We start from the raw sequence: 12,784 nt of genomic DNA, 5'->3' as shown, positions 1-12,784 counted from the left end.
CTCGCCAACTACCTGCTTTTCATTTTACATGAACTGCTCAAGTATACTCTTGTCGGCTTCAATAATGCCACCGCCACAAACTTCCTGGCCATCGTACAAAACTGCCGATTGACCTGCTGCAACAGTTTTTACCGGCTGATCAAATTCAATAAATCCACATTGATTGTCTGTGAGCGTAAACGTTACGGGAACCAGCGTGCCTGTGTGACGAGTTCTGACCACATACCTACCGTTAGCTGTAGGTTCTCCAGAAATCCAGTGCATGTCCGAGAGCTCCATGCGACGAGTCCAGAGCGCAGGACAGTTGAGGTCAGAGGTTACATACACCACATTCTTAAGCGTGTCGGTTGCTACTACATAGCGAGCAGGGCCTCCACCGATGTTCAGGCCTTTTCTTTGGCCAACAGTGAAGAGGAATGCTCCGTCATGGGTGCCAAGAACCTTGCCTGTCTCCCACTCAACGACATCGCCCTGCTTTTTCTGAAAAGTGTCCAACAAAAACGTGCGCAAGCCAACGGGGCCAATAAAACAAATGCCGTCGGAGTCTGGCTTAGTTTCTATGCCCAGACCTCGCTCTGCACACAGAGCCCTAACCTCTGCCTTGGTGGCAATGTGTCCAATAGGAAAAAGCGTGCGTTCAAACAAATGACCTGGTACACGCCACAGGAAATACGTCTGATCCTTGTGAGCATCTGCGGCACGCAAAAGTTTTTTGGTGCCCGGGACGTTCTGTGCATAGTGACCTGTTGCAACAAAATCAGCACCCTCTGCAAAAGCACGTTCTGCAAAGGTGCCAAACTTGACCGTCTGGTTGCACATAACGTCTGGATTAGGCGTACGGCCGTGCTTATAGGCATCAAGCAGGTAATCCACAACGGTAGCCTTATACTCGGCCTCACAGTCCCACACGTCCAAATCAATGCCCAGCGTTACGCAGACGCGCTCGGCATCAGCCAGGTCATCTGCCCAGGGACACTTAAAGCCTGGCAAGTCCTTTGACCAGTTACGCATATATATAGCCTTGACGTTATAGCCTGCCTCAAGAAGCAAGGCCGCGGACAGCGCCGAATCAACGCCGCCACTCATGCCAAGGTAAACTAATTCTCCCATGTCACTCCTACACGAGCAGACTCCTGCTTGACAGCCTCAGCGATTGCCCAAGCTGCGTACAAGATGTCGTCTTCTGTGGTAGTTCTTCCAAGCGTTAACCTGAGGCTTCCCGCAGCTACTTCTCGCGGTGCTCCAATTGCCTCAAGCACGTGAGATATTTGCATCTTTGATGCGGCGCAGGCAGAGCCCGTTCCCACCGACACACCTAGACGCTCAAGCAAAATAACCAGACGACGAGCTTCAAGTCCCGGGAAAGAAACGTGCAGCAAATTAGGAAGCCTCAGCTTGGCGTTCTTTGGCCCCGAGACAATCATCTGCGGAAACTCTGTGCAAAGCAGCTCCTGTAACTGATCTCTGAGGCGAGAAACCCGTTTTGCCTCGTCAGTGCGAGTCTCATCAGCAAGCGCCAAAGCACACGCAAAGCCAATGACTCCTGCGACGTTTTCCGTACCTGAACGAATACCGCCTTCTTGTCCGCCGCCGAGTACCAGCGGCCTTAAGCACACATCGTCGGAAGCCCATAAGAGACCCACCTGCTTTGGACCAGAAAGCTTTGCTGCAGAAAGCGTCAACATATCTACACCCAGCGACGACACGTTAACGCTCAAGTATGCTGCTGCCTGAGAGGCGTCTACGTGCAAATGCAGCGGACGAGTCTCCCCTGCTGCAAGCCTGCGTGAGCGCTCCTTGGCAAGTACCTGCGAAATCTCTCGGATAGGCTGAATGGTGCCTATCTCGCCGTTTGCAAGCTCAATGGAAACCAGCTCGGTCTCTGGCTTGAGCGCTTTTGCAACGCGCTCTGGATCCACACGACCGTCTGCTTCTACACGAAGTGTCTTGTGCGAGAAAATCCCTGCACACGCAAGGACGCTCTCATGTTCAATGGCGTCAACGATAACGTGCGCGTCTTCAGAGACCGTTGCAAACGCCAGGTTGTTGGCCTCTGTAGCACCTGCTGTGAGCACCACGTTTCCTGGACGAGCACCAATGGCATGTGCCAAGACAGCGCGGGCACGTTCTACCTCGTCACGAACCTGGCGAGACAGAGCATACGGTGCTGAAGGGTTGTAGAACTTCTCCGTGAAGTATGGAATCATTGCATCAACTACACGTGGATCCATAGGTGTAGCTGCGGCAAAGTCCAGGTACACGTTGCCTGTTGGATGTTCTGGTTTTGCAGAAGGCATGTGCATTACAAATCCTTTGGGTTTCTCGCGGTCTTGCGGGCTTACGGACGTGCGGCGTTGCGTACTTGCGGTGTACGTCTTGCGGACGTGCGGTCTTGCGGGTTTACGTGCGTGCGGCCTTGTGTGGACACACAAGCTACGACTTGTCAGCCGAGCCTGGCGGTGTAAAGGTCATGTTCTGGAAACGAGTAGATACAAAGCTGTCGTCGTAGTGAGTATCTACCCACATCTCAAACGCGTTTGTCGGAGAAATACCAGCGTCTCGCTGAGCTTTTCTCGCCAGACACGCCACCGTCATAGTGATGTCGGCGACAAGATACACCGTAAGCAGGGTAACAAAAATTGCTTGCCTTTTTGATGTTGGCTCACCTATCTTGTAGAGCGCGCGAGGCATAATAACCCGATACCAAATCAGACCCAAAATGCCCCAAAATCCCAAGAATCGCCAGGCCACCCACTGCGTAATGGCATCCGGAAGGTGGGCGTACGTCCACGATTCCGAGTGGAAAATCTCTTGCATTCCCCAACCGGTAAGTTGCTCCAGCGTGCCACCAACAACAACCGAGACCAAGAAAATAACAAGGTTATTGGCATGATGCTTGTGCAGCTGGTAACAAATAACAGTCAGAAACACGGCGCCGGTTCCGTAAAGCGGAGAGAATGGTCCCCAGATGAGGCCAACCCTGCTCTCGGTCAGGCCAGCGGTAATGAGCATCCAAATCTCTTCAATAAGAAGACCGGCCATGCAGCCCACTATGAAGAGGATGACCACCTGGTACCAGCCAAGATGCATCGTGTCCAAATACGCCGAGAGCTCAGTTTGCGTTGGTTTTGGCTTGGAGAACGGAGCGGCTGGTGCAGGTGACACGATGTCTGATGCGACACCGGCCGCGCCGTCAGGTGCGTCCGATGCAACGCCAGGAGCATCGCCTGCGAGCCCATCGATCTTCTCGCCAGACGAGAGCCAGCCCCAAAAATAGCGCACCACGCGAACAAAACCGCTTGCGACAAGATACGCAAGCGTCAAAAGAGCTATGAGCGACGCGACAATAAAGAACATACAACCTCATTCAAAAGTTCTTGTTCTATGATACGGCAAGCAGTCACACTTGGCAATCTACCTGCTCTTATTTACAAGTTTTGCAAGAAAAATCCACCACTTGAGCGCCACGGGATTCGTGACTTTTCTAAAAAAAGTTTGACGATTTTGAAATTTACACTTGCGCTCAGCCGTGAACTTGCGTATATTATTCCTCGCGTTCGCGGGCTTAGCGCAGTTGGTAGCGCGCAACCTTGCCAAGGTTGAGGTCGCGGGTTCGAACCCCGTAGCCCGCTCCATGATTTTTCGGCCGGATTCGTTTCGGCCTTTTTCATATGGCGAGATGGCCAAGTGGTAAGGCAGAGGCCTGCAAAGCCTTTATCCCCGGTTCGAATCCGGGTCTCGCCTCCAGTGAATTGACAACCCCAGCTTCGGCTGGGGTTTCTTTTTGTCGCGCGTAACCGAGCTAGTTTGGGGTTTAGATTGCGAGCCTATTTCGAGCCTGAAAAACGCGTCATGTCTGAGTAAAACAGCTCAGACAAGGTGAGAAAAACCGGCAAATAGCTCAGATATGGTGCGCTTTTCAGGCAAATCGTTCAGACTTGGCGAGAAAATCAGGCTCGATGAAAGCGCCCATGACACCACACTGGATCCAAAAGGTACGTCACGAAAGGCCTGCCTGAAAAGTGCAAAGAATCTGTATTTGCGGCACCGATTCTTTAACAAAATCAGGCAAATCTACAGATTCTTTAATGCTTTTAGGCAAAAGTTACAGATTCTTTGAAGAAATCAGGCGCGCACAAGCGTACGCCCAACTCCCGTCGTCCACCTGGCGAGAAACCCGTCCACTTCCAGCATTTGCGCACAAGAAACCCGGTATCCACACGAAGTAGATACCGGGTTGAAATCGACTTACGACCTGTACTCGCGCCCGCCCGTGCTCGCGCTCGCACAACCTAGCGCATCATCTTGACCAGGCGGACGACGGTGCCGTTACCGGAAGGTTTCTCCTGGATAGACACGGCATCCATAAGCAGGCGCATCAGCTTGACGCCGCGTCCACGCTCGGCAAACTGGCCGGTCTCGGGAGGTTCCTCCTCATCGGAGATGCTAAAGCCACTACCACAATCCGAGACGTCAATGACCACCCTGTCTGGATACGCAGAAACCGTGGTCAGCACGCCCTTCTCGCACGCGTGATCAACGGCGTTACCAATAGCCTCGCCAACTGCGAGTTCGATATCAAATTTTTGATCCGAGGTAAACGGAAGCGTCTTTAGCAGCGCAACTGCCCTCGAGCGAGCGTCGCACATTTTGTTGGGATCAACTCTAAACGTTGTCTGGAACGACGGATGCGTACCCGGCGCAAGCGGAGTCACGCGCGACTTTGCGGCACAGGTACTTATAGGCATGAAATCGATAAGACCCATGCGCACCAAGGCCTTAAACGCCGTCGGTTGCACGTTGGTCAAGCTCATAAGGCCGCCGAGCGTCTTCATACGTCGAACGGCGCACACGATAAAGCCCATGCCACAAGAATCGATGTACGAAACCTCCGACATGTTCAGCACAATTCTTCTGCAACCACTCTCAATGAGCTGCTCAATCTGAGCCTTCACGCGCGGGACTCCCCTCACGTCAAGGTCAGTATTGACTGAAACAACTGCTATGTTTGGCTGCGTATACATACGTTTCTTGTTCCCGTGCAGCAACAAGAATTTCAGATATCTACACTTTTTAGCGAGAAAATCGTCTCGTTGACGAGAAGACCGTCTAGTTGCTCTTCTCGCCAGAATTGGCACTGCCAAGCACACCAGAGTCGCCGCTGCCAAGCTCGTCAAAGCGTAGGGCCACCATAGCAACGTCGTCGTCAAGCCTTCGGCCGGTATAGCGATCAAGCGTGCTCAAGAACCTATTGAGCAGGCCATCAAAGCCACGAGGAACCTCGTTCATAATCATGTCGCGCAGTCCAGTCTCGCCAAAGAACGCGCCTTCAGGACTGCGAGCCTCTGTGGTTCCGTCAGTGTAAAGCAGCAGGATATCGCCCTCATGCAAGCGAACCGTGCCGTTTTTGTACTCCATGTCGTGGAACGCTCCAACAACGCCCGACTGAACGTCCATAAGCTCAGCCTCGCCCGATTGAGCGGACACCAAAATCGCAGGTGGATGACCAGCGGAACAGTAGGTCAGCGATGAAGTAACAAGATCTACAATGCCAACAAAGAGCGTTGCAAATGTTTCTACTCTCGAGAAGCCCAGCAGGAACTCATTCAGCGTTGCCACCATGCGAGCAGGAGTTCTTCCCTCCCACGCATAGGCAGAAAGTGCCGTTTTAACTGCGGATGAAATAGATGCTGCCTCAATACCCTTGCCAGAAACGTCACCCATAATGATGCACGCACGACGGCCTGGCAGCTTAATCATGCTGTAAAAATCGCCACCAACAAACGCGTCGGCGGTTGCGGACGAATAAATTCCCTCGGCAGAAATTCCTTCTACCTTCTGCAGGTCATTTTTCATGCCCGACTGCAGTGCCTGCGAGATATGCTTGTTTTGCTGACTTTCCTCGGCACCAACCGCCAATGAATGAACCAGAAGCATCACGCGGTCCAAGAAATCAAGCTCAATGTCGCTCAGGGGCTCAACGTTTTCTTCTCGCAAGAAAAGCCAGGTATGCTGCTCGCCAGCAAACTTGCCCAAGAAAAGCACAGCTCCCTTGCAGGGCAAACCTTGTGCAGCAAGCGCGCGACTCAGCTCAGATTCAAGCTCAACCTCTTTGACTGACGCCTCGCCCTCTCCTGTCTTGAGCCCCTCAACCGTCGATGGAAGCGCAATCTGGTTGCCGCCATCCTGTGCGCCACCGGCCTCTGCTGCAACCTGCGCGCCGTCCTGAGCGTCGCCAAACGCTTGCTCAGCGCCAAGCGCATGGAGCGTAATGTTACCTGTAACCTCACAGCAATCTACCGAGAAAACCTGTGCATTCAGATCGGTACCCACCGACCTCATAACCTGCTGTAATCGCTCGCCAGAGATCTTCTCGCCCTCTGCAGCGCTATGAAGCAATCCTTGGCGCACGCGAGCTAATGCCTCGCGAAGCGTGTCTCTACGCTGCGTTCTCATGGCCGACAACGCGCCTACAAGCTGCACCGAGAGGTAATTTGCAATGGAGTCCAGAAGTCTTGCGTCTTCAACCAAAAGCGCGCGCTTACGCTCCCAGCCCACCTCAATCAAGGCAACAATGTGGCCGCCAAACCACACGGGCACCACAAGAAAGCTGGTAAACGGAGGCAAATGACTTGCGTCAACGGTTATGACCTCACGTGTTTCCTCGTTGACAAGGTTACGTTTTTTAACTCTTCCCTGCTTGAGCGTGCTTGAGTTCAAAGGCATGGTGTGCAAGCGAAGTGCATGCTCTGAGTAAAACGTCAAACGCTCCAGAGAGCTGTTAAATGCAAAATAACGAGGAATCACACCGTACGAAGCGCTCTTCAGTGACTCCGTTGCACCATGAAGGTGATAGCCATCTTGCTCAGCAAGATAGATAAGCGCACCATCAGCCTCGACAGTCTCTGAGAGCTCTTCTAACACGCGTTCAATAAGCTGACCCATATCTTCCGAGTCAAGGGTGTCCAAGACAATCTGAAGCGCTCCTGAGAGCCTCTTATTGGCTCGGCGAAGGTCCAACACCATTCGTTCATCATCGTGCATAGGACTAGCCAAGTCACGAAGCTTAGATGCCGTCAAAACAATGGCCTGCGTAGGCGCGCCAACATAGTCTGCGCGCACACTTAATACCTGCGACGTACCGTCTTGCGCAGGAGCAGCTACCATGGACGTAGAGCCATCAATCGCAAACGGCAACGACTCTACAGAAAACGGCTTCTGCAAGTTTTCTTGGTTTGCCGGGGTAAACAAAAAGCGAACATCCAGGCCGGCAATAGTGCCGTCTTCCTTAGCAAATAAGCTTTCTGCCTCCTCATTGGCGAGAAGAACTGTGCCCTCCATATTAAAAACGATAACTGCATCGCTGGTCAGGCGCAGCAACTGAGACAGAGTTGCAGCAACGGTTCCGTCGACAACTCCCTCAACACGGCGAACGCTCAGCTTGTTATCTGCCACAGTCACTCCTTACCAGCGAGGAAAAACAAATCACATTGCCTAAGTATACGAAAAAGGCGGACCTCCGAAGAGATCCGCCGAAATTCCGTGGTGTCGGAGGCGGGACTTGAACCCGCACAACCGTTAGTAGGTCACTAGCACCTCAAGCTAGCGCGTCTGCCAATTCCGCCACTCCGACTTGCTTTGCAGCGAGGGATATACTAACACATCTTCAAGCAACTTTACTGAGAAAAATTAAAAACTTTTCTCAAAAGAACTTTGCGAGAAGATCGCCTTGTCCCTTGCTTACTTCTGCCAACCAACAATGGTTGCAGGTACGCTCTGGAAGAGTGATGGACCAAAGTTGGCAAGACCCTTCTTAACAACGTAGCAGTCTGGACCAGTGTAGACAGGAAGATAAGCGTAAGTCTGCATCATCTTCTTCTCTGCCTCATTCATGAGCTTCATGCGCTCATCAAAGTCCTTGGTAGAGACAACCTTTGCAAACATCTCATCGGTCTCTGCAGAGCCCTGCTGACCAAAGTTGGATCCGGACTCAGAACCATAGAGCTGACCACCGTTGTTGTAAGAAGTTGAGGAACCAACCCAACCAAAGAGGCAGACATCCCAAGAACCAGAGGTAAGAACATCAGAGAACTCAGAAGATGGGTGAGAATCAAGAGTAAGGTTAATACCAGCATCCTTGCACATCTTCTGGATTGCAGCGGCACGGTTCTTAACAGTAGTACCGTCACCAAACAGAGTGTAAGCAAAGGTTACCTGCTGGCCATCCTTCTCATAGTAATCGCCGTTAAGCTTGTAGCCTGCATCCTCAAGAGTCTTCTTTGCAGCAGCCTTGCGCTCGTCAACAGACTTGAGGTTCTTGAGATCGTCTGGGAGGTTGTTGTCATAGCCAGCTGCCCAGTAAGGCCAAAGCATGGAGCCTGGTGCGTCCTCTTTCCAGTTAACACCCTGGAAGACGATGGAAACGATAGTTGCAGGGTCAACGATCTGACAGAACGCCTTACGAACTGCAACATCCTGAAGAACGCCGCGAGTAGAGTTGATCTCGATAACAGCAATAGACATACCAAGACCACGACGAATCTGTGCCTTATCACCAAGACCGGTGAAGTTAGAGAGAAGCTCAGCGGAACCAGATACGGAAGAACCAGTAGTGTCAGTCTCTTCGTTCTTGAATGCGTTAATAGAAGCCTGGGTATCCATCTGCTTGTAGACAAGGGTATCAAGCTTAGGAGCGTCACCCCACCACTTTGGATTTGGCTTGAAGGTTACAGCAGAGTCATCGAAAGAATCAACGATGTAAGGGCCAGCGCCAAGCTCATTGTTTGGCTGATTGACGTAGCCATTGTTAAAGAAGTCTGGATCCTGAAGCTTTGGGTGCAGAGCATAGCTCAAGATGCTCTCGATTGGATAGACTGCTTCCTTCATGGTAATGACAGCGGTCTTAGCAGTATCGCCCTGCTCAACAGACTCATACTTGTTATAACCATCAGTCGAAGAAACCGCAAACTTTTTATTCTGACCACTCATAGTGATGAATGCGGTCTGAATTGCGGTCCAATCAATAGCGGTACCATCGTTGAAGGTAGCCTGATCAGTGAAGGTCAGGGTAGCAACCTGCTTGCCGTCCTTCTCCTCTACCTTAAAGTCCTTGATGTAATCCTTGTTTGGCTCAAACTTATCACCATCAGCATTGTTAAGGAACAGGTCACGAGGGTTGATAAGACCGTGAAGGATGTTCATGTAAGAGGTATTACCAGCAAGTTGGTAGTAATTCCACTGTGGACCAATCTCGTTGATTGGCTGAGTCAGAGTACCGCCATCCTTAACCTCATCGCGGGTCTTAGGATTGTTGTACGTCTTGCCCTTCTCTGGGATTGGGAGCTGATCCAGAGGAGTGTTTGCAGGGGAGCCGTCCTGTGGCTCAGTACCAGTGGTGGTGGAGTCGCCCTTAGGATTTGATGGAGCACAACCGGCAAGGCCAAGGCCTGCGGCGGTGATACCAGTCAGAGCAAAGAACGAACGACGGGAAAAACTGTCAGCCATATGATCACCCATTTCGTTAAAGGCCTACAGATATTCACTTAACTATACGAAATTGCCTGAAAATACTCCATAGCAGAAACATTCCCGTAACAACCTGGTTCACTATTTGTAACAAACAAAAACCCGCACCTAGTTTTAAGTGCGGGTTTTCAGAAAATTTATTGAATCTTTGTTACTCGTTAGAGATATGAGTAGCAGGAACCAGCTTACCGTCCTGATAAATCATACGCTCACGAGTACGCTCAATCTTTGGATCAGGAATTGGAATAGCCGAGAGAAGCGCCTTGGTGTAAGGGTCTTGTGGATTAGTGAAGACGTCTTCAGTCTCACCGTACTCAACAATCTTGCCCAGGTGCATAACAGCAACCGTGTCAGAAATATGACGAATAACAGCAAGATCGTGAGCAACAAAGAGATAAGAAATCTTCAACTGAACCTGAAGATCCTCAAGGAGGTTAATAATACCTGCCTGAATGGAAACGTCCAGAGATGCAATTGGCTCGTCCAAGAGAAGAATCTTTGGACTTGTTGCAAGAGCACGAGCAATAGCAATACGCTGACGCTGACCACCAGAGAACTGGGATGGGAAGCGGTCAACATAGTCTGGGTTGATACCAACCAGACGCATAAGCTCGCCAATACGAGTATTAATATCCTCTTTGTTCCAACCCTGCGCCTGAAGTGGCTCAGCCAAAACGTCATAGACAGGCATACGTGGGTCCAGAGAACTCATTGGATCCTGGAAGATAACCTGAAGATCTTTACGAAGCTCTCTACGCTGTGCAGCATTCTTAAGCTCAGCAACATCTTTGCCAAGGACCGTAATACGACCATCCTCAGGCTTCAGCAGATCCATAATCTGCATCAGAGTTGTTGATTTACCAGAACCAGACTCACCAACAAGCGCAAGGGTTTCTCCCTCATGGATCTCAAAGCTTGCACGGTCCACAGCAGTCATAGTGCCCTTGCTGCGCCTAATAAAGCCCTTACCCTGAACAGGGAAAGTCTTAGTAAGATTCTCAACCTTAAGTACAACAGGACGCTCGTTACGAGGAACATCAACCCACTTTGGAAGGATTGGCTCAAAGTCTGGATATACCTCAGCGTAAGTGAGCTTCTTCTCGCAAATCTCCTGAAGGTGGTGGCAAGATGCCAAGTGACCCTCAGCAGCATTTGCAGGAAGCAGCACTGGCTCTTTCTTGGAGCATTCCTCGGTAGCCATAGGACAACGTGGGTTAAAAGGACAACCAGTTGGAATGGCAGCAAGTGATGGTGGATTACCCTTAATAGGAACAAGCCTATGCTCTGCCTGAAGGTGAGGTTTTGGAACAGCGCCCAGAAGACCCATGGTATAAGGGTGACGAGGCTCAGCAAAAAGTGTATCAACACTTGCGCGCTCTACGCCACGGCCTGCATACATAACCATAATGTCATCAGCGGTACCTGCAACAACACCAAGGTCGTGAGTAATCAGAACAACTGCCGCGCCAGTCTCTTTCTGTGCAACCTTCAAGACGTCAAGAATCTGAGCCTGAATAGTTACATCAAGAGCGGTGGTTGGCTCGTCTGCGATGATGATGTCAGGGTTGTTTGCAATAGCAATTGCAATAACAACACGCTGACGCATACCACCAGAGAACTCATGTGGGAAAGAATCCAGACGATTCTCTGGATCAGTAATACCAACAATGGAGAGAAGCTCAATACAACGCTTACGAACGTCTGCCTTGCTCATGTGAGGATTATGGGTAAGCAGAGCCTCTGCAAGCTGATCTCCAATAGAGAACATTGGAGTCAAAGCAGACAGTGGATCCTGGAATATCATAGAAATCTTAGTGCCACGAAGCTCTGACATCTCTTCATCGGTCTTGCCAATGAGCTCCTCATTACCAAGCTTAATAGAGCCAGTAACGTGAGCATTGTCATCAAGAAGACCAATAAGAGACAGGGCGGTTACTGACTTACCAGAACCAGACTCGCCTACGATACCAAGGGTACGGCCGCCCCAAAGGTCAAAGTTAACACCGCGAACTGCATCTACACGACCAGCCTCAGTATTAAAGGATACCTTGAGATCACGAACGGAAAGAACTGGATCTCCTGTTGGGGCACCCTTTGGACCGTTTGATTCAAGCAGCTCGTAGCGAAGGACATCGTCCATCTCTACACTTCCCTGCTTTGTTGAAGTAGTAGTAGTGTCAGACATTATGCACGCTCCGTAGTTTCTTCAGAAACGATGCTACCCTCAAGATCACCGAGCTGAGCGTCATCCTTGGAAGAATCCTCTTCCTGATCTTTAACGCTACCAGCAGCGCGTGAATAAGGGTCAAAGGCATCGCGAAGGCCGTCGCCGATGAGCTGCAGGCCAACACAAACAACAATCAGAAATGCCGATGGAATCAGAATCATCCATGGAGTAGTAAGCATTGCAGAAGAACCAGCACTTAAGAGATAACCAAGAGAGGTATCTGGTGCCTTGATACCAAGACCCAAGAAGCTGAATGCGGTCTCAGAGTTAATGCCACCAATAACAGCCAAGACCAAATCAATAATAAGAATTGAGCCAAGGTTTGGAATAAGGTGACGAACAATGATGGTAAATGGTGGAACGCCCATGTACTTAGCGGCCTTGACGTAATCTCTCTCACGCAAAGACAGAGCCATGGTACGGATAGTACGTGCGCGACCAATCCAACCAAAAGCAGTTAGACCAAAGATAAGCATGAGCCAACCAGACTCACCGCCTGATGCGCGAACAATCATAGCAACCAGCAAGAAGCTAGGGATGACCATGAGCATATCAAGAAGCCACATACCAATCTTCTCTGGAATGCCGCGGACATAAGCAATGGCAGTACCAATAATTGCAGAAATGATAGTAGTCAAGATTGCATAGCTGATACCAATGGTCAAAGAACGACCAAGACCGTGGACAACACAGGCATACAGGTCAATACCAGCACCATCAGTACCAAACCAATGCTTTGCATTAGGAGCCATGTTAATTGCAGTAAAGTCAGCATCTGTGTAATTAAATGGGGTGGCATATGGTCCAAAAACTGCAATAAGAACCATAATTCCAAGAATAATCAAACCGATTACTGCAGAACGCTGGCGGAAGAAACGCCTTGTAATCAAGCCAGCATAGCTAATTCTTTTAACTTCTTTGTTGTCAGACTTAGCATCTGCCTGAAGCTCACGTTCAGCATTAGTAAGACCTGCATCAATGGAGACGTTTTTCTCGTCTTTATTCTGAAGTTCTTCTTTAGACATGTCCGCC

8 protein-coding genes and 3 tRNA genes are annotated in these 12,784 nt (G+C 50.4%); 2 read left to right on the top strand and 9 right to left on the bottom strand.

Translation table 11 applies throughout. From position 1 onward, the window contains the following. Window positions 1-24: 24 nt before the first annotated feature. The 3 genes from mnmA to RWJ96_RS04405 form a co-directional block, all read right to left on the bottom strand. Window positions 25-1,110: a tRNA 2-thiouridine(34) synthase MnmA gene (mnmA, locus tag RWJ96_RS04415; RefSeq protein ID WP_314019166.1), complete on the bottom strand. Its 1,086-nt coding sequence runs from the start codon at window positions 1,108-1,110 to the stop codon at window positions 25-27. Next, complete coding sequence (locus tag RWJ96_RS04410; protein ID WP_314019164.1) at window positions 1,098-2,297, bottom strand: cysteine desulfurase family protein; 1,200 nt, start codon at window positions 2,295-2,297, stop codon at window positions 1,098-1,100. The genes mnmA and RWJ96_RS04410 overlap by 13 nt, the downstream gene beginning before the upstream one ends. A 136-nt stretch (window positions 2,298-2,433) precedes the next feature. Next, window positions 2,434-3,357: a putative ABC transporter permease gene (locus tag RWJ96_RS04405; protein WP_314019162.1), complete on the bottom strand. Its 924-nt coding sequence runs from the start codon at window positions 3,355-3,357 to the stop codon at window positions 2,434-2,436. A 202-nt stretch (window positions 3,358-3,559) separates the two neighbouring features. On the opposite strand from RWJ96_RS04405, the gene RWJ96_RS04400 reads away from it, so the two are divergent. Together RWJ96_RS04400 and RWJ96_RS04395 are read left to right on the top strand one after the other, a co-directional pair. Continuing rightward, window positions 3,560-3,635: transfer RNA gene (locus RWJ96_RS04400), tRNA-Gly, on the top strand. Window positions 3,636-3,673: 38 nt separating this feature from the next. Beyond that, window positions 3,674-3,747 (top strand) — tRNA-Cys (locus tag RWJ96_RS04395). Window positions 3,748-4,292: 545 nt separating this feature from the next. Here RWJ96_RS04395 and RWJ96_RS04390 read toward each other — a convergent pair. The 6 genes from RWJ96_RS04390 to RWJ96_RS04365 form a co-directional block, all read right to left on the bottom strand. Further along, window positions 4,293-5,024, bottom strand: coding sequence for an anti-sigma factor antagonist (locus RWJ96_RS04390; protein ID WP_314019161.1), 732 nt, complete (start codon window positions 5,022-5,024; stop codon window positions 4,293-4,295). An 85-nt stretch (window positions 5,025-5,109) separates the two neighbouring features. Further along, window positions 5,110-7,455, bottom strand: coding sequence for a SpoIIE family protein phosphatase (locus RWJ96_RS04385; RefSeq protein WP_314019159.1), 2,346 nt, complete (start codon window positions 7,453-7,455; stop codon window positions 5,110-5,112). Between the two features lie 88 nt (window positions 7,456-7,543). Further along, window positions 7,544-7,633, bottom strand: a tRNA-Leu gene (locus RWJ96_RS04380). 107 nt (window positions 7,634-7,740) lie between these two features. After that, the gene (locus RWJ96_RS04375; protein WP_314019158.1) at window positions 7,741-9,504 is read right to left on the bottom strand and encodes an ABC transporter family substrate-binding protein; all 1,764 of its coding nucleotides are present in this window, start codon (window positions 9,502-9,504) and stop codon (window positions 7,741-7,743) included. A 172-nt stretch (window positions 9,505-9,676) separates the two neighbouring features. Then, on the bottom strand, window positions 9,677-11,710 hold the full coding sequence (locus RWJ96_RS04370; protein ID WP_035432198.1) for an ABC transporter ATP-binding protein: 2,034 nt from the start codon (window positions 11,708-11,710) through the stop codon (window positions 9,677-9,679). Continuing rightward, window positions 11,710-12,777 (bottom strand): ABC transporter permease, encoded by a 1,068-nt coding sequence (locus tag RWJ96_RS04365; protein WP_314019155.1) that lies wholly within the window; start codon window positions 12,775-12,777, stop codon window positions 11,710-11,712. The genes RWJ96_RS04370 and RWJ96_RS04365 overlap by 1 nt, the downstream gene beginning before the upstream one ends. Between the last annotated feature and the right edge of the window lie 7 nt (window positions 12,778-12,784).

The sequence above is a fragment of the Lancefieldella parvula genome, assembly GCF_963547875.1.
Classification (GTDB): Bacteria; Actinomycetota; Coriobacteriia; order Coriobacteriales; family Atopobiaceae; genus Lancefieldella; species Lancefieldella parvula_D.
This window is presented reverse-complemented; position numbering and strand designations above follow the sequence as displayed.